The sequence below is a fragment of the Solimonas marina genome (assembly GCF_012241385.1).
GTDB lineage: Bacteria > Pseudomonadota > Gammaproteobacteria > Nevskiales > Nevskiaceae > Solimonas > Solimonas marina.
In genome coordinates this window covers 425,714-443,210 of record NZ_JAAVXB010000001.1, presented here as the reverse complement: position 1 = coordinate 443,210, position 17,497 = coordinate 425,714, and the positions used below count along the sequence as shown (strand labels likewise).

The following is a 17,497-nucleotide window of genomic DNA, read 5'->3' as shown; positions in this document are numbered from 1 at the left end:
GCGCGCCTTCCCCGATATCAGAGTTCTACGCGTGGACTACTTCGAATTCCGCAACGGCGAAATGTACGCCGAAGACGTATCCGTGCTGCGCCTCGCCGAGCGCCACGGCACCCCGCTCTACGTTTATTCGCGCGCGACACTGGAGCGCCACTTCCGCGCGTTCGACGACGCGCTGGCCGGTCTGGAGCACATGGTTTGCTACGCGGTGAAGGCGAACTCCAACCTCGCCGTGCTGCAAACCCTGGCGCGGCTGGGCGCTGGCTTCGACATTGTCTCCGGTGGCGAGCTGCAGCGCGTGCTGAAGGCCGGCGGTCGCGCCGATCGCGTGGTGTTCTCCGGGGTCGGCAAGTCCGAGGACGAGATTCGCTTCGCGCTCGAGTCGGGTATCTATTGCTTCAACGTCGAGTCCGAGTACGAACTGGAGCTGATCGACGTCACCGCGCGACTGATGGGCAAGCGCGCCAGCATCGCGCTGCGCGTCAATCCGGACGTCGACGCCAAGACCCATCCGTACATCTCGACCGGGTTGAAGAACAACAAGTTCGGCGTCGACATCGCCACCGCCGAGCAGCTCTATCTGCGTGCGGCGCGCATGTCGGGTATCGAGATCCTCGGCATTGCCAGCCACATCGGCTCGCAACTGCTAGAGGTGTCACCGTTTCTCGATGCGCTGGATCGCGTGCTGGCGCTGGTACGGCGTCTTGCCGACGCCGGGATCACGATGCGGCACATCGACGTCGGCGGCGGTCTCGGCGTGCGCTATCACGACGAAAAGCCGATCGCGCCGGCCGACTGGGCGGCGGCGATCAAGCCCAAGTTCGAAGGCCTGCCGGTGCGCGTGTTGACCGAACCGGGCCGGGCGATCGCCGGCAACGCCGGCATCCTGGTGACGCGCGTACTCGGCATCAAGGGCGGCGAGGACAAGCGCTTTGCGATCGTCGATGCGGCGATGAACGACCTGATCCGGCCGACGCTGTATCAGGCCTGGATGGACATCGTGCCGGTCGTGCAGCAAGGCGAAGGGCGCGAAACGCAGACCTATGACATCGTCGGGCCGATCTGCGAAACCGGCGACTGGATCGGCAAGGACCGGGCGCTGGCGATAGCCACGGACGATCTGCTGGCGGTGCGCACCGCCGGCGCCTACGGCTTCACGATGGCGTCGAATTACAACTCGCGGCCGCGCGCCGCCGAAGTGATGGTCGACGGCGATGCCGAAACCCTGATCCGCGCCCGCGAGACCTTCGACGATCTGGTCCGCGGCGAGACCCTGCTGCCGTGACGCGGGAATACGCTCCGCTGCTGCTGGTCGATGGTTCGTCGTGGTTGTTCCGCGCGTTCTTCGCGCTGCCGCCGCTGTCGAACGCCAAGGGCGAGCCGACCGGCGCGGTCTACGGCATGGGCAACATGTTGCGGCGTTTGTTCAAGGACTATGCGCCCGAAGAGATCGCCGTGATCTTCGATGCGCCGGGCACCAACTTCCGCCACGAGCTGTACGCGGAGTACAAGGCCAACCGCGACGAAACGCCGCCGGAGCTGTCGGCGCAATATCCGGCCATCATCGAAATGCTCGAGGGCATGGGTCTGCCGGTGATCGCCGAGCCGGGCGTCGAAGCCGATGACGTGATCGGCTGCCTGGCGCAGCAGGCGGCAGCGCGCGGGCAACGCGTGCTGATCGTGACCGGCGACAAAGACATGGCGCAGCTGGTGGTCGACGGCGTGCAGCTGCTCGACACGATGAAAGACCGGTTGATGGATCGCGACGGCGTCATCGAGCGCTTCGGCGTGCCGCCGGAACGCATCGTCGACTACCTGGCACTGATGGGCGACAGCGTCGACAACATTCCCGGCATTCCCGGTGTCGGTCCGAAGACTGCCGCCAAATGGCTCAATGAATACGGCACGCTGGACGACGTCATCGCCAATGCCGACAAGGTCAAGGGCAAGATCGGCGAGAAGCTGCGCGCACATCTCGATCAGCTGCCGTTGTCACGCGAGCTGGCGACCATCCGCTGCGATTTGCAGTTGCCGGTGGGGGTCGACGAGCTCAAGCCGCGTCAGCCGGACCCGGCCAAGCTGACCGCGCTGTACACGCGGCTCGGCTTCAGCCGCTGGGTCGACGAGTTGCAGCGCCAGGCCGGCGGGCAGGGTGATGCGCCGGCGCCAAGCGCCGCCGCGGCGCCCGCTGCCGAAGCCGCACCGGCCGTCGAGCCCGAAGCGGCCGAAGTGCCGCCGCAGCAGGCGACCGCGGCAACGCTGGTCGTCGACGACGAAAGCTTTGCGGCGATGCTCAGGGCCTTGAACGCCGCCGGGCTGATTTGCGTCGACACCGAGACCGACAGCCTCGAAGCCAATCGCGCCAACCTCGTCGGCATTGCGTTCGCCGTCGATGCCGGTGCCGGCTGGTACGTGCCGATCGGCCACGACTATCTCGGCGTACCCGAGCAGTTGCCGCGCGACACGGTGCTGGCGCAGCTCAAGCCGCTGCTCGAAGACGCCGACAAGCCCAAGGTCGGGCAGAACCTCAAGTACGACATCAACGTCTTCGCGCGGCACGGCATCATGCTGGCCGGCGTCGTGCACGACACCATGCTGCAGAGCTATGTGCTCGATGCGGCCGGCAATCGTCACGACATGGACACGCTGGCCGAGAAGCATCTCGGTCACAAGACCATTGCCTTCACCGACATCGCCGGCAAGGGCAAGAACCAACTGACCTTCAACCAGATCGCGCTCGACAAGGCCGCCGACTACTCGGCCGAGGACGCCGACATCACGCTGCGTCTGCACCAGGTGCTGTATCCGCGCCTGGCCGCCGACGCGACGCTGAAAAAGGTCTACGAGACGATCGAAATGCCGCTGGTGCCGGTGCTCGCCGAAGTCGAGCGCAACGGCGTCAAACTCGACGTGCCGCTGCTCGGCAAGATTTCGCAGGAACTGCTCGAGCGCACCGGGGCGTTGCAGCAGGATGCGTTCCGCGAGGCCGGCACCGAATTCAATCTCGGTTCGCCGAAGCAGCTCGGCCAGATTCTTTATGAGCAGCTCAAGCTGCCGGTGCTCGGCAAGACGCCGAAGGGCGAGCCGTCGACTGCCGAAGACGTGCTCGAAGAACTGGCGGCGACGCATCCGCTGCCGCGCATCATCCTCGACTGGCGGGCGCTGCAGAAGCTGCGCTCGACGTACACCGAGCAACTGCCGCTGGCGGTCAATCCGTATACGGGCCGCGTGCACACCTCCTATCACCAGGCGGTTGCCGCGACCGGGCGTCTGTCCTCGTCCGATCCCAACCTGCAGAACATTCCGGTGCGCAATGCGGAAGGCCGGCGCATCCGTCAGGCTTTCATTGCCGAGCCCGGCAACTCGCTGGCCGCGATCGACTACTCGCAGATCGAGCTGCGCCTGATGGCGCATTTTTCCGGCGATCCGCGACTGCAGTCGGCGTTCCGCGACGGTCTCGATATTCATCAGGCCACGGCCGCCGAAGTCTTCGGCGAAGCGCTCGATGCGGTAACGGCCGATCAGCGCCGCGCCGCCAAGGCGATCAACTTCGGCCTGATCTACGGCATGTCGGCGTTCGGTCTGGCGCGCCAGCTCGGCATACCGCGCGGCGAGGCGCAGGACTATATCGACCGTTTCTTCGGCCGCTACCCGGGCGTCAAGCACTTCATGGACGTCACCCGCGTCAATGCACGCGAGACCGGTTATGTCGAAACCCTGTTCGGCCGCCGCCTGTATCTGCCGAACATCACCGCGCGCAATGCCGCGCTGCGCCAGTACGCCGAGCGCACCGCGATCAACGCGCCGCTGCAGGGCACGGCGGCCGACCTGATCAAGCTGGCGATGATCGACGTCGCCGTGTTCCTGCATCGCGAGGCGCCGGACATCCGCATGATCATGCAGGTCCATGACGAGCTGGTGTTCGAAGGTCCGGACGCGAAGCTGCGCGAGATGGCGCCGGTGATCGCCGATCGCATGGTCCGCGTTGCCGCGCTCGAGGTGCCGTTGGTGGCTGATTTCGGTTTCGGTTCCGAATGGGATTCCGCGCATTCCGGCTCCGGACACGCAAGCAGCGGAAGCTGAAGGAAATTTAGTTTGAAAGTCGCTTCCTGACTGAAATGTCAGTTTTTTCAAGTGACTGATATTACTGGTGGTTTTTGGAGCATTGCGGCACTGCAAAACGACATGGCGAAGCCCCTATTGAACTTCGCTCCGGCAGCCGCATCTAAGTCTTCGAGTGGCGATTCTCCCTGTCCCACTCCCCGCCTCCACTCCCTGGGCGGGTCCGGCATCCCCCAATGGCCGGAAAGCGTGGCCCGGTGACTCTCCCCCAAGTCACCGGGTTTTTTTTTATGTCCGGCGTTTGGCGGTCCGCTTTGCGCCGAGCGCCAGTGGCGATATCGGCAGCGCCGCGTCCTGTCCTGTTGAGGCCTGCGCCCGCCGCGCCGATCTAAGGACGCGCCGGCGGCCTGCCGTGTCGTCGTTCGCATCCCAGGCGCGAAACAAGACCCACAAAAAATCCGCCAAATGGGCAATCAAGCTGGATGTTATTGATTTGGAAGGAATTAAAATTTTTGCGCAGCAGTGAACTTCGCCCGCACTTGTGCGCACTAAGTAGTGCGAGTGGCGAAACTCCCTGTCCCACTCCCCCGCCTCCACTCCCTGGGCGGGTCCGGCACTCCCCAAGCCGGAAAGCGTGGCCCGATGGCTCTCCCCAAGTCATCGGGTTTTTTTATGTCCGCGCCATTATGACAACGCCTGCCGTGTATTGCACGACTGCAGGCTTTCATCCTGCACGAGCGTTCGCGCCGAGCCGCAGACGAGTGAGACGTCCGGCATCGAGCGGCACGGCCCGACAACAAAAAAGCCCCCGGCGCGAGCGCCGGGGGCTTCGGGCTTGCCGTCAGGAACCGGACGGCAGCGCGACGTCGGGCGCTGCCTTGCGCCGGCGCCGGAACAGTCGGCCGAGCGCGTTCTCGGTGTTGTCGACGATCTCATAAACGACCGGCACAACCACCAGACTCAGCACCGTTGAAGTGATCAGGCCACCGATCACGGTCGTCGCCATCGGCGCGCGAAAGCCGGAATCGGCACCGCTCAGGTCCAGTGCCATCGGCAGCATGCCGGCGACCATCGCTACCGTGGTCATGACGATCGGTCGCGCGCGCTTGTGGCAGGCGTCGAGGATCGCATCGAGGCGCGACAGGCCACGGTGATCGCGGGCAGCGATCGCGTATTCGACGAGCAGGATGGAGTTCTTGCTGACGATGCCGATCAGCATCAGCAGGCCGATCAGCGACGCCAGCGACAGACTCATGCCGAACAACAGCAGTGCGCCCAGTGCGCCGCCGGCTGCCAACGGCAGCGCCGCCAGCACCGTGAACGGCTGGAAGAAGTCATGGAACAACAGGACCATGACCGCATAGACGCAGAAGATGCCGGTCAGCATCGCCACCGCGAAGTTGCCGAACAGGTCGTTCATGAACTCGACATCGCCGCCTTCGCCGCGCCGCACCTGCGGCGGCAGATGCTTCATCGCCGGCAGCGCTTCGATCTCCTTGTTGACCTCGCCGAGCGGCTTGCCTTGCAGGTTGACGGTCAGCGTCACGTTGCGCGCGCGATCATAGCGGTCGATCTGCGCCGGGCCGCCCTGGATGCTGACGTTGGCGACGTTGCCGAGTGGCACCGGACCACGAATCGACGCCACGCGCAGCTGGCGGATGGTATCGAGGTCGGTGCGCGACGCCGGATCGAGCATGGTGCGGATGTAGAGCTGACGTTCCGGCAGGTTCAGCTTCGGCAGGATCACGTCGTAGTCGCCGGACGTGGCGATGCGCACGGCGTCGCCGATCGCTTCGGCGGTGACGCCCAACTCGGCGGCCCGTGCGAAGTCCGGGCGGATGACGATTTCCGGGCGCAGCAGGTTGGCCGACGACGTCGCGCCGCCGAGTCCGCGCAGCGTGCGGATCTCGCGCAGTACGTTGTCGGCGGTGGCCTGCAGGATCTGCGGGTCTTCGCTGGTCAGCTGCACCGTCAGCTGGCGGCCGTTGCCGTTGCCGCCGACGGTGACGCGCGCGCCCGGCAGCGTCGACAGGCGCTTGTCGATCTCCTTCTCGATTTGCTGTTGCGTGCGCTTGCGGTCCTTCTGCGGTGTCAGCGGGATCAGCAGCGTGGCGGTGGTGACGCTGCCGCCACTGGAAATCGTGCTGCCGGACTCGATGCCGTTGCCGATGATGGTGTAGACGTGGACGATCTCGGGGATGTCCTTGAGCCGCTTGTAGGCGGCCGCGTTGATCGCCAGCGTCTCGTCGAGTGTCGAGCCGGGCGGTGCTTCGATCGTCACCAGCGTCAGCGCATCGTCGCTCGAATTGAGGAAGGTCGACGGCAGTGCGGTGACCATCATGATCGAGACCACGAAGAACACCGCGGCGCCGATGCAGGTCAGCCACGGATGGCGCAGGCAGGTGCGCACGGTCTTCATGTAGAAGCGCATCACCGGCCCGTCGCCGTGCTCTTCCTGCTTGAGGTTGGGGTTCAGCAGGTAGGCCGCCATCATCGGCGTCAGCAGGCGCGCCACGACCAGCGAGGCGAGGATCGCGATCGACGCGGTCCAGCCGAACTGCTTGAACACCAGGCCGGAGATGCCCGGCATCAGCGCCACCGGCAGGAACACCGAAACCAGCGTCAGCGACGTCGCGATCACCGCCAGGCCGATCTCGTCGGCCGCTTCGAGTGCCGCCTGCTTTGGCGTCTTGCCCATGCGCAGGTGGCGCATGATGTTCTCGACCTCGACGATCGCGTCGTCGACGAGAATGCCGATCACCAGCGTCAGCGCCAGCAAGGTGATGGTGTTGAGCGTGTAGCCGGCCCAGTGAATGAACGCGAAGGTCGGAATCACCGACAGCGGCAGGGCGATCGCCGAAATCAGCGTCGCGCGCCAGTCACGCAGGAAGATCCAGACCACGACGACGGCGAGGATCGCGCCTTCGAGCAGCGCCTGCATCGAGGCGTGGTACTGGTGCTCGATCGGTCCGACCGTCGTGTAGATCTTCTCGAAATGGACATGCGGATACTGCTTGGCGAGCTTGTCGACCTCGGCCACGATTGCGGTCGCCACCTCGGCCTCGGCCGCGCCGTTGGCGCGATACGCACGCAGTGAGATCACCGGCTTGCCGTCCAGCGTCGCCGCCTGACGCGGCTCAGCATTGGTATCGAGCACCTTGGCGACCTGGCCGAGGCGGATGCGCCGGCCGTCCGACAGCGGGATGCTGAGGTTGGCGAGGTCCTGTGCGTCTTGCACCAGACCGGTGGTGCGCACCGCCTGTTCGAGGCCGCCGACGTCGCCGCGACCGCCCGGTGCTTGCTGCTGCATGCTGTTGATCTGGCGCGAGATCTCGCCGGCTGTGACGCCGAAGGCCTGAAGCCGGTCGGGCTGCAGCTCGATGCGCACCTCGCGGGTTACGCCGCCGAAGCGCGAGACCTTGCCGACGCCGCTGATCGGCATGATCGCCTTGCTGACGATGTTGTCGACGAACCACGACAGGTCGGTCTCGTCCATGTTGTCGGCCGAGATCGCATAGGTCGCGATCGAACCGCCGTTGGTCGTGACGCGGTGGATGGTCGGCTCGAGAATGTCGGCCGGCAGCGCCGAGCGCACGCCGGTGACCGCGTCGCGCACGTCGTCGAGCGCTTCCTGGACGTTCTTGCCGATCTCGAATTCGATGAAGGTTTCGGAGAAACCGTCCGACACCGTCGACGTCACATGGCGCGCGCCAGGAATGTTGGCGGTGGCGTCCTCGATCTTGCGCGTGACTTCGGTTTCGAGCTGGGTCGGCGTCGCGCCGGGCAGCTGCACGTCGACGATCACGCCGGGGAAATCGAAGTCCGGCATGTTGGCGATCTGCAGCGCGCGAAAGCCGAAGAAACCGGCCACCGTGGCGAGCACGAACAGCAGGATGGCCGGCGTCGGTCGATGGATCGACCAGGCCGAGAAATTGACGTTCATTTCGCCTCCACGCTGACCAGATCGCCGTCGCCGATGAAGCTGCCGCCGGATTTGACGACGCGGGTCTTGGTCGTCAGATCACCGCTGACGGCGATATCGTCACCATGCCGATCGCCGGTCGTGACCTTCAGTTCGTGCGCGACGTTCTTGTCGTCGAGTGTCATCACATAGTCGTGACCGTCGCGCAGTACGATCGCCGATTCGGGCACGCTGAGCACTGCCTGCTTGCCAAGCTCGAACCAGCCTTCGACGTACTGGCCGGCGCGCAGTCCGGCGTCCTTCGGCAGGTCGACGTAGACCAGCGCGTTGCGCGTCTGCAGATCGACGGTCGGTGCCAGCTGGCGGATCTTGCCCTCGACGATGGTCGTGCTCTCCGGCTTGCGCAGCTCGGCGTGCATGCCCACCTGCAGCGGGCCCAGCAAGTCGCCCGGCACTTCGGCGCGCCATTCGAGGCGCTGGTCGCGGATCAGGCGGAACAGCTCGGTGCCGGCCGACACCACCGCGCCAACCGTGGCCGAACGCGCCGAAATCACGCCGTCGTCCGGTGCCACCACGCGGGCATAGCGCAGCTGCAGATCGGCGACGTCGCTCTGTGCGCGCGCCAGCTTCAGCTGTGCTTCGGCGGTCGAGGCGGCGGTGCGGTACTGCAGGATGTCCTGCTGGCTGATCGAGCCGGTCTTGTCGAGCTGCTCGGCGCGCTCCGCATCGGCCTTGGCCTTGGCGAAATTGGCGATCGCCTGCGCAACTTCGGCATCGCGCTGCGCCAGTGTCGCGCGCAGCGTGTCCGGGTCCAGCGTCGCCAGCACGTCGCCCTTCTTGACGACGTCGCCGACATTGACCTTGACGTCGGTGATGCGAATGCCGCCGACCTCGGCGCCGATCACGGCTTCCTGCCACGGCTGCACATTGCCGCTGGCTTCGAGGCGCTGCGACCACTCGTGCGACTGCGGTGAAACGACCTCGACGGCCATCACCGGCTTCGGCTGATCCGGTTCGGCGGCTTTCTTTTTGCAGCCGGCGGTGCTCAGGATCAGCGCGGCGGCGAGGCCGGCGCCTAGCGCCAGGCGGATACGGGACGGGGTAAAGACCAGGCTCATGCGCCGGCTCCTGCAGTCGGTTTCGTGGCGACGGCCGCAGCGGCCGGTGCCTGGGATTGGGAAACGGGGTTCGGTCTGGGGGCCGCGGCGCGTGCCGGATCGTTCCAGCCGCCGCCGGCCGCCTTGTACAGCGCGATCCACGACTGGCTGATTTCCAGCTGCACCGCGGCCAGCTGCTGGCGGCTGCTCAGTGCCAGGCGTCGCGAATCCTCGAGTTCGAGCAGCGAGGTTTCGCCGAGCTTGTAGCGGTTTTCCTGCGAGGTCAGCAGCGCGCTGTAGTTGCGCTCCGATTCGCGCGCGGCGCCGGCGCGACGCACCGATGCGTCGACGCGGGTCAGCGCATCCTCGACTTCCTGCACCGCCACCAGCACGTCGCCACGATATTGCGCCAGTGCCTGGTCGTATTGCGCGCGTGCGGTCTCGACGCGAGCGCGGCCGGCGCCGCCTTCGAAGATCGGCAGACTGATCTGCGGCGCGAACGACCAGCTGCGCACGTCATTGCCGGCGTGTGCCAGATGATTGATGCCGATCGAGCCGCCGAGGCTCAGCGACGGCAGGCGACTGGCGACGGCGACGCCGATATTGGCACTGGCCGCGGCCAGGTCGCGCTCGGCCGCCATCAGGTCCGGGCGTTGCGACAGGATCGCCGCTGGCACCGATGGCACGGCCGGATGCAGCGGCACCGGAATGCCGCTGCGATAGGCCTTGTCGGCCGGCACGGCGGCGGCCTGGGCGCCGGCATCCGGCGTCGCTGCCAGCCGCTTTTCCAGCGCGCCGGCCGGCATCGCGGTCAGCTGCGCGAGGCGGTTGAGGTCCTGCTGGCAAACCCCTTCCTGGGCGATCAGCTGGTTTTCGCTGTCGTAGCGCGCGCCCTTGGCCTGCGCCTCGTCGGCCGGCGCGACGAAGCCGGCCTTGAGCTTCAGCGTCGTCAGTCGCTCGGTCTCCTCGCGCGACTTCAGGGTGTCCTGATACAGCGCCAGCAGGCGCTCGCAGTAGCGGCGCTCGACGTAGGCGTCGGCGACTTCGGCGGCGAGCGTCACGCGCGCCTCGTCCCAGTTGTCCTGCGCCGCTTGCAGGCGCGCCTGGCTGGCTTCGAGGCCGCGCCGTGCGCCGCCGAACAGGTCGATTTCCCAGCTGGCGTCGAGCGAACCGTTGAACAGCGTAAACGGCTGCGATTCGGTCCCGGAGGTATCGCTGCCGCCGGAGCTGCGCGTCATCGTGCCGTTGGCATTGAGCTGCGGAAACAGCCCACCGCGCGACGACATCACCGCCGCGCGTGCCTCGCGTACCGCGCCCAGCGCCTGATCGATGCTCGGGTGGTGGGTTTCCGCGGTTTCGACCAGCTCGGTCAGCAGCGGGTCGTCGAACTGCTTCCACCACTGTGCGAGTTCGCTGATCTCGCCATCGTGCGGCAGGCGTGCGTGCCAGCTCTGGGGCACGCCGCTGACGGTGGGCGTCGGCGGGCGATAGTCGGGGCCGACAGCGCAGGCGCTGAGCAGTGCCAGCGAGGCCATCGGCAGCAACCGGCTATAACGTCGGGTGCAGGTTTTCATGCGTGTTGATGTGATTCCGATCCATGGTTTGGATGCATCCAGCGATGCATTCGGATGTGTCTGTGAGCACGAGCGATGCCGCTTCGTGCCATCACGATTTATTTAGTATTTTTAGACACTTGCGCGACGACCCCCTTCGCCGGCGATACAGCGGGTTGGCGAATGTCGCCACACCTTCGCGAAAAAGCGCAGACCTTGATGAGATGCGTCAGGCGCTGTTCAGGTTTATACGACGAGCAGAGTGCCGCCCACTCGACAACGCAACAACCAGGGGGTTTCCCTCAGTGTCGTCCCGTCGCCGGCCGCAGGCGCCGAACGCGGTCGACCACGACCGTTGCCCCCTGGTGCGACGTCATTGTCGGCCGCGAACCGCCGTCACGGCCAGATGACAAAGCACACCCCCCGGCCGCGGCTGCGTGGTGCCCCGCAGTTCAGTCGACCGGGGCGCTGGCGACCAGCCAGTCGTGCAGGGTCTGCCGCGCATCGTCGAGCCCGAGTCGCGACGTCGACGAGAACAGCTGGACCTGGACGTCCGGCAATTCGCCGAGTGCGCGCTGCACTTTCAGCAGCGTGTTCTTGGCGGCTCCGAAGCGCAGCTTGTCGGCCTTGGTCAGCAGCACCAGGCAGCGCAGCCCGCGATGCGCCGACCACTCCAGCATCTGCACGTCGAAGTCGGTCAGCGGATGGCGGATGTCCATGATCTGCACGATGCCGCGCAGGTTGGCGCGGCCCTGCAGATAGTCGCCGATCAGCTGTCCCCAGGCGCGGCTGATGTCCTTCGGCACCTTGGCGAAGCCATAGCCCGGCAAGTCGGCAAAGCGTCCGCCCGGCACGTCGAACATATTGATCAGCTGTGTGCGGCCGGGCGTCTTGCTGACGCGGGCCAGCTGCTTCTGCCCGCAGAGCACGTTCATTGCGCTCGACTTGCCGGCGTTGGAGCGGCCGGCGAAGGCGATTTCCGGCAGGCCGTCGGCCGGCAACTGGGCCAGCTTCGCGCACGACAGCACGAAGGTCGCGCCAGCGAACGGGTTGGCGGCGCCGCGATCACCGGCGGTGGGAGTGGAGCGGTTACGGTCGACGGGCATGGGACTGAGGGCCGAAAAAGGGCCGCGAGCATAGCGGCGAATGGAAGTCGATTCAGGGCTGTACGTGAAATCCGCAGCGCAGCCCCGTAGAATCCGGCTGGCTATATCTTCTTCATTTTGCGCCAAAGCTGCAGCACACAAGCAGCGTGCGCGACACGCCAATAGGGAGTTTTCGCATGAAGCGCGTTCTGATCGCCGCCTTTCTGTGCGTAGCAGCCCCCCTGTCGGTCTCGGCCGCCGAGGAGACGGCCCAGATCGATCCGTACACCCACGGCAGCGTCGAGGCTGGTGCGGCCAAGGCCGCCGTCTGCAGCGCCTGCCACGGTCCCGGCGGCAACAGTTCGAATCCGCAGTGGCCGAAGCTGGCCGGACAGAGTTCGCACTACATCGTCGAGCAGCTGCAGCGCTTCAAGAAGGGTGAACGGCAGAATCCGCTGATGCAGCCGCAGGCGGCCGCGCTGAGCGACGAGGACATGGCCAATCTGGCTGCCTACTTCGCCGCGCAGCCAGCGTCGCCGGGCGTCGCCAGCAAGGATGCGGTGGCCGTCGCGCAGCCGATCTACCGTGGCGGTGATGCGTCGCGCGGCCTGCCGGCCTGCGCAGCGTGTCACGGCCCGAGCGGTGCCGGCGTGTCGCCGGCGGCGTTCCCGCGCATCGGCGGCCAGCACGCCGATTACGTTGCCGCGCGCCTCAAGGCCTATCGCGAAGCGGCACAGGGCGATCTGCCGGACGGGAACTACAAGATCATGGCGACGGTCGCTAGCAAGCTGAGCGATCAGGAAATCGAGGCACTGGCCTCTTACGTCAACGGTCTGCAGTAGCGACCGCTTCAAGGGATTCGTTTATTTATGCGTCATCTGTTCCGTGGCCTGCTGCTGCTGGTGCTGTCTTTGAGTGCGATGGCCTGCTCGGCCGCCGACAAGCCGGCGTTCGTCGACGGCAAGGACTACAAGCTCGTGCGCGAGGCCAGCCAGCCGGCTGATCCGAAGCGTGTCGAGGTTGCCGAGTTCTTCTGGTACGGCTGCCCGCATTGCTATGCCTTCGATCCGTACCTGCGTGACTGGGAACAGAAGAAGCCGGCGGACGTCAATTTCGTGCGCTATCCGAATACGCTCGGCCACGCGGTGGCGGTGCTGCACTCGAAGGCCTACTACACGGAACAAGCGCTCGACGTGTTTCCGGTGATGCACAAGGCGCTGTTCGACGCGATCCACCGGGACCACATCCCGCTGACTTCGGAAGCGCAGATCGCCGATCTGTTCAAGGAAAAGGCCGGCGTCGATCCGGACAAGTTCGCCGGCACCTTCGACGGCTTCGTCGTCGAATCCGAGGTCCGCAATGCCGAGGCGCTGGCGCGCCAGTACGGCGTCTATGCGGTGCCGACGGTCGTCGTTGGCGGCAAATACGAAACGGGCCCGGCGATGACCGGCTCGCTCGATCGCACCATCGACGCCATCAACTTCCTCGTCGAAAAGGTCCGCAAGGAACGTGGCATCAAGTAACCCGCAGCCGTCACGATGGCTGCGCGCCCGGCTCCTCGCCGGGCTTTTTGTTGCCGCCTCCATTCCCGCAAACGCCGCCGACGCCCCAGCGCCGGCGGTGCCGCTGGCGGGTGTTCGCGAGGCTTGCGAATCCATCGGTGGCCGCCTCGGCAGCGTCGAGATTCATGAATGCCTCGATGCTGGCCTGAAGATCGGCGACGGCGCGTCGGTGCGCGGCGAGCCCTTGATGTATCGCGACTACCTGCCGCGTTCGCGGCGCGCGGTACCGCATCGGGTGCTGTTGCTCGGCGGCATCCACGGCGACGAGTTTTCGGCGGTCAGCGTGGTCTTCGACTGGATGCAGCGCTTGCAGCACGAGCGCTTCCAGCCGTTCTACTGGCGCGTGATTCCATCGGCCAACCCCGACGGCCTGCTGTCGCACCCGGCGACGCGCATGAACGCGCATGGCGTCGACCTGAACCGCAATTTCCCGACGCCGAACTGGAAGGCCGACGCGATGGCCTACTGGATCGGCCGCACGCGTCGCGATCCGCGTCGCTACCCGGGGCCGTCAGCCCTGTCGGAGCCGGAGACGCGCTGGCTGTTGCAGCAGATCCGCAGCTTTCATCCGGATGCCATCGTCTCGGTGCATGCGCCGTACGGCGTGCTCGACTACGACGGCCCGCACGATCCGCCGCAGCAGTTCGGCTATCTGCGCCTGCATCTGCTCGGGACCTATCCCGGCTCGCTCGGTAACTACGCCGGCGTCAATATGAATCTGCCGGTGATCACGCTGGAACTGCCGCACGCCGGCATCATGCCGACGCCGGCGCAGTCACAGCGGATCTGGGGTGACATGCTGGCGTGGCTGCAGCAGAACCTGCCGGAGAAGAAGCCGGCGCCGCTGTACATGCGTCTGCCCGACGTCAGCTGGGACGCCGAATAGCGTCGAGCCGGCGTCAGCGGTTTTCTTCGCGGAAGATCTTCCAGCTGCCGTCGGCCTGGCGCTTCCAGAACTGCTGCTTGTGCGAGTCCTGCGAGAAGTTGCTCGACCGGTAGTGCTGCGAGAATTCGGCGAGCAGCACGTCGCCGTCGCTGCCCGGATAACGGAACAGGCTGATGTCGTCGAGCTTGACGCTGATCGACGTTTTCAGTGCATTGACGCGTTGTTTGTGGCGTACGAACGCGGCGCGATTCATGCCCTCGGTCGTGAAGTCCGGCGCGTAGAAGTCGAGGTAGGCCTGGGTGTCGAGCGACGACCAGGCATGGCGCCAACGCTCGAGCCGGCCCATGAACGCCTCGCGGTCCTGCTTCATCTGCGTCGGCGTTTCCCAGCTCAGCGCGTCGCTGAGCAGCACCGGCGTCTGGCCCGGATCGATATACGGCTTGAGCGCCATCAGATCAGTATTGGCCAGGGTTACGCAGCCCTCGCTCGACAGCGGCGCACGCGTCTCGGTGTCGGTCGGCATGCCGTGCAGCCAGATGCCGTAACCGGTGCGCCGTTTGAACTGGTCCCAGAGATTCGGATAGTTGATCGGAAACGCGCCAGCGCCATAGAACGCCGGCAACTGCTTGCCGGGAATCCAGCCGGTGACGTGGTACAGGCCGACCGGCGTGCGGTTGTCGCCGGCGACCTGCTTGCCCCAGCCGTTCTTACCCATTGCCGCGTAGTAGTGATGCAGCAGCTCGAGCTTGCCGTCGTGATTGCCGAACACGTAGAGCCGCGCGCGCGGCAGGTCGACGACGATCAGGTGCTTGAAGCTGTTCGCCAGCTGCAACACCGAATTCGGCATGGTGCCGACCTTGGGGATGGCCTGGGCGCTGGCCAGGCGCAAGCGTGCATCGCGCGCGAGCAGCTTGAGCTGCGCGCCGTCCGTATCGTTCTTGGCGTCGGCCAGGCGTGTCTGCAGCTCGTCGTAGAGCTGGCGGCCGAGCACGAAGTTGGGATCGCTGGCCGTCAGCGACTGCAGCGAATGCAGGGCATCGCTGGTCTTGCCGTCGGACAACAGATCGACGATCGCGCCGAATCGTTGTTCAGGCGACGCAGGCGCCGCCGCGGCGCTGAGTAGTGCGAGACCGGCGGCCAGAGCAGCCGGCCGGGCGATCGAAAACCAGGACATCAAACGGACCGCATCCCCCACAGGATCGGTGGATGCCGACGCGTTGTCGACATCCACCTACGACGAAAAAACGGACTGTGCTGCCGAGCGCCCCCGCTCAGCGCCTCGTTCAGCGGGTGTATTCGCGCACAATCTTCCAGCTGCCGTTGACCGGTACCAGTTCCAGCACCTTGTCGACGGCGTCCGAGTAATCGTCGGACTTGTAGTTCTGCTTGAACGTCACCTGCACGGCGCCGTCCTCGATGTCGGTCGCTTTCGGGTCGACGACGTCGACTTCGATGTGCTTGGGCGTGCTGACACGGTTGCGGCGCTGCGCCGCCCAGGTGTCGCGCGAGATGCCGCCCTCGGGCTGGAACTCCGGCGCGTACATGCCCAGATAGACATCGACGTCCTGGCTGGCCCAGGCCTTGGCCCACTGTTGCACTGCGGCGAGCGCGGCGCTGTCGCGCGGGCTCGGTGCGCTCGGGGTTGCGGGCTTGGTCGGCCCCGGCGCCACTGCGGCTGGCGGCGGCGGTGCGCTGGCCGGCGACGTCTTCGCCGCTGGCATCGGCGCCGGCGCGGCTGGCGCGGCCGGCAGGCTGCTGACGCCACCGGACGGCCCGGCGATGCCGGTATCGAGTTGGTTCAGCACCGCCAGCTTGCGCCGCACGGCCTGGTTGGCGGTGTCCAGCGACGCCGCCTTGCTGTACGCGGCGGTGGCCAGCGCGGCGTAGATGTCGCCGAGATTCTCGTGCGCGGTCGCATAACCCGGATGCTTGGCGATCGCCGCTTGCAGGGCATCGCGCGCCTTTTCGTAATCGCCCTGCGCGGCGTACAGCACCGCCAGGTTGTTGTACGGCTCCGGCAGCTGCGGGTAGTCGCGGGTCAGGTCGGCGAACACACGGATCGCGTCCTGGCTGCGGTTGAGTTTGACCAGGGCGATGCCCTTGGTGAACCGCGCCTCGGCATCCTGAGGATTGGTCTTCAGGTGCTCATTGAGTTCGGTCAGCGCGGCGTCGGGCTTGCCGCTGTCGATCAGTGCCTGCGCATCCTGTGCAACGCTGGTGGCGGCAAACGCGGCGCCGGACAGCAGGAAGCTGCCCGCGACGGCAACCGCCATGGCGGCGTGGCGAAATCTATCCATGCAGAGACGGCCTCTTGAAAGGTTCGTTTAGGCTCCGGCAACTATACCAGCCGGTCGGCGCCGATTGAGTGGGCGAATAGGCCTACTTCCGGTAGGGGTTCGGCGTGCCGGGCGGGACACGCTTGAAACGGCGGTGAACCCAGAAGTATTCGGCCGGTACCTCGCGGATGCCGGCTTCCAGCACCGAATTGATACGCGCGGCATCAGCCAGTTCGTCGCCGCTCGGGAAATTCTCGAGCGCCGGGCCGAAGGTGACGCGGTAGCGGCCGCCGATGCGCTGCGGGTAATACGGCACGACCTTGGCGCGGCCCATCTGCGCGAGGCGCGCGGTGGCGGTGATGGTACCGACTGGTACGCCGAAGAACGGCGCGAAAACGCTGATGCGCTTGTCCAGGGTCTGGTCCGGCGCGTACCAGATCGCGTGGCCGGCGCGCAGCGCGCGGACCAGGCCGCGCAGATCGTCACGCGGCAGTGCCGGCAGGCCGGAGCGGCCCTCGCGCCAGCGGTGCATGAAATAGTCGAGTACGGCGTTGTTGTACGGCCGGTACATCGCGTGGAACGGGCGTTGTGCCAGACAGATACAGCGCGCGCCGATCTCCAGCGTCGTGTAGTGGCCGGTCAGCAGCAGGATGCCGTGGCCGCCTTGCTGGGCGGCGTCCAGATGTTCGAGTCCGACCACCTCGCAGCGTCGCCGCAGGCGCCAGTCCGGCGCGAACCAGGCGACCGCGGTTTCGAACACGCCGGCGCCGAGCGCGCGGAAATGCGCGTTGACCCGCCGCGTCCGCGCCCGCGCGTCGAGTTCCGGGAAGCACAGCTCGAGATTGATGCGCACCACGCGGCGGCGGCTGCGCAGCAGCTGCCCGGCCAGCGCGCCGAGACCGGCGCCGATGCCGCGCAGCAGCCACAGCGGCAACCAGCTCAGCGTCCAGCCGGCGGCGATGCCGAGCCAGGTCAGCCAGTAGCGCGGAGAGAAATGACGGGCTTCGAGCCGGGGCGCGGCCATGCGGGTCGGCGGGCGGTTCTTGGGACTGGAGCG

The 17,497-nt window shown here is 66.3% G+C and carries 12 protein-coding genes; 5 read left to right on the top strand and 7 right to left on the bottom strand.

Annotated elements, in window-relative coordinates; translation table 11 throughout:
* The first annotated feature begins 31 nt into the window (after positions 1-31).
* A complete protein-coding gene (gene lysA / locus G7Y82_RS01895) occupies positions 32-1,282 on the top strand; it encodes a diaminopimelate decarboxylase (RefSeq protein ID WP_168146294.1) in 1,251 nt (416 codons plus the stop codon).
* Positions 1,279-4,080, top strand: a complete 2,802-nt coding sequence (gene polA / locus G7Y82_RS01890) for a DNA polymerase I (RefSeq protein ID WP_168146293.1) — start codon at positions 1,279-1,281, stop codon at positions 4,078-4,080. The genes lysA and polA overlap by 4 nt, the downstream gene beginning before the upstream one ends.
* 820 nt (positions 4,081-4,900) lie before the next feature.
* Here the strand turns inward: polA and G7Y82_RS01885 are convergent.
* The 4 genes from G7Y82_RS01885 to yihA all read right to left on the bottom strand — a co-directional run bounded on the left by G7Y82_RS01885 (position 4,901) and on the right by yihA (position 11,737).
* Complete coding sequence (locus G7Y82_RS01885; protein WP_168146292.1) at positions 4,901-8,002, bottom strand: efflux RND transporter permease subunit; 3,102 nt, start codon at positions 8,000-8,002, stop codon at positions 4,901-4,903.
* A complete protein-coding gene (locus G7Y82_RS01880; protein WP_168146291.1) occupies positions 7,999-9,099 on the bottom strand; it encodes an efflux RND transporter periplasmic adaptor subunit in 1,101 nt (366 codons plus the stop codon). The genes G7Y82_RS01885 and G7Y82_RS01880 overlap by 4 nt, the downstream gene beginning before the upstream one ends.
* Positions 9,096-10,652 (bottom strand): efflux transporter outer membrane subunit, encoded by a 1,557-nt coding sequence (locus G7Y82_RS01875; protein ID WP_168146290.1) that lies wholly within the window; start codon positions 10,650-10,652, stop codon positions 9,096-9,098. Before G7Y82_RS01875 ends, G7Y82_RS01880 begins: the two co-directional genes overlap by 4 nt.
* A 431-nt stretch (positions 10,653-11,083) precedes the next feature.
* Positions 11,084-11,737, bottom strand: coding sequence for a ribosome biogenesis GTP-binding protein YihA/YsxC (gene yihA / locus G7Y82_RS01870; RefSeq protein ID WP_168146289.1), 654 nt, complete (start codon positions 11,735-11,737; stop codon positions 11,084-11,086).
* 176 nt (positions 11,738-11,913) lie between these two features.
* Between yihA and G7Y82_RS01865 the strand changes: the two genes are divergently transcribed.
* Genes G7Y82_RS01865 through G7Y82_RS01855 form a run of 3 tightly spaced genes read left to right on the top strand, consistent with a single transcriptional unit; the run spans position 11,914 to position 14,164 of the window.
* Entirely contained in the window at positions 11,914-12,558 is a 645-nt protein-coding gene (locus G7Y82_RS01865; protein ID WP_168146288.1) for a c-type cytochrome, read from the top strand.
* 27 nt (positions 12,559-12,585) lie between these two features.
* Entirely contained in the window at positions 12,586-13,239 is a 654-nt protein-coding gene (locus tag G7Y82_RS01860; protein ID WP_168146287.1) for a thiol:disulfide interchange protein DsbA/DsbL, read from the top strand.
* Positions 13,226-14,164: a M14 family murein peptide amidase A gene (locus tag G7Y82_RS01855; protein WP_366515590.1), complete on the top strand. Its 939-nt coding sequence runs from the start codon at positions 13,226-13,228 to the stop codon at positions 14,162-14,164. The genes G7Y82_RS01860 and G7Y82_RS01855 overlap by 14 nt, the downstream gene beginning before the upstream one ends.
* A 13-nt stretch (positions 14,165-14,177) precedes the next feature.
* Here the strand turns inward: G7Y82_RS01855 and G7Y82_RS01850 are convergent, their stop codons facing one another.
* The 3 genes from G7Y82_RS01850 to lpxL all read right to left on the bottom strand — a co-directional run bounded on the left by G7Y82_RS01850 (position 14,178) and on the right by lpxL (position 17,464).
* Positions 14,178-15,338, bottom strand: coding sequence for a L,D-transpeptidase family protein (locus G7Y82_RS01850; RefSeq protein ID WP_168146286.1), 1,161 nt, complete (start codon positions 15,336-15,338; stop codon positions 14,178-14,180).
* A 109-nt stretch (positions 15,339-15,447) separates the two neighbouring features.
* Positions 15,448-16,461: a L,D-transpeptidase Cds6 family protein gene (locus tag G7Y82_RS01845; protein ID WP_168146285.1), complete on the bottom strand. Its 1,014-nt coding sequence runs from the start codon at positions 16,459-16,461 to the stop codon at positions 15,448-15,450.
* 82 nt (positions 16,462-16,543) lie between these two features.
* A complete protein-coding gene (lpxL, locus tag G7Y82_RS01840; protein ID WP_168146284.1) occupies positions 16,544-17,464 on the bottom strand; it encodes an LpxL/LpxP family Kdo(2)-lipid IV(A) lauroyl/palmitoleoyl acyltransferase in 921 nt (306 codons plus the stop codon).
* Positions 17,465-17,497 lie beyond the last annotated feature (33 nt).

Bases quoted from the DNA above. Each gene is read 5' to 3' on its own strand.
- G7Y82_RS01885 (WP_168146292.1), bottom strand. From the start codon at position 8,002: ATGAACGTCAATTTCTCGGCCTGGTCGATCCATCGACCGACGCCGGCC.
- G7Y82_RS01880 (WP_168146291.1), bottom strand. From the start codon at position 9,099: ATGAGCCTGGTCTTTACCCCGTCCCGTATCCGCCTGGCGCTAGGCGCC.
- G7Y82_RS01875 (WP_168146290.1), bottom strand. From the start codon at position 10,652: ATGAAAACCTGCACCCGACGTTATAGCCGGTTGCTGCCGATGGCCTCG.
- yihA (WP_168146289.1), bottom strand. From the start codon at position 11,737: ATGCCCGTCGACCGTAACCGCTCCACTCCCACCGCCGGTGATCGCGGC.
- G7Y82_RS01865 (WP_168146288.1), top strand. From the start codon at position 11,914: ATGAAGCGCGTTCTGATCGCCGCCTTTCTGTGCGTAGCAGCCCCCCTG.
- G7Y82_RS01860 (WP_168146287.1), top strand. From the start codon at position 12,586: ATGCGTCATCTGTTCCGTGGCCTGCTGCTGCTGGTGCTGTCTTTGAGT.
- G7Y82_RS01850 (WP_168146286.1), bottom strand. From the start codon at position 15,338: ATGTCCTGGTTTTCGATCGCCCGGCCGGCTGCTCTGGCCGCCGGTCTC.
- G7Y82_RS01845 (WP_168146285.1), bottom strand. From the start codon at position 16,461: ATGGATAGATTTCGCCACGCCGCCATGGCGGTTGCCGTCGCGGGCAGC.
- lpxL (WP_168146284.1), bottom strand. From the start codon at position 17,464: ATGGCCGCGCCCCGGCTCGAAGCCCGTCATTTCTCTCCGCGCTACTGG.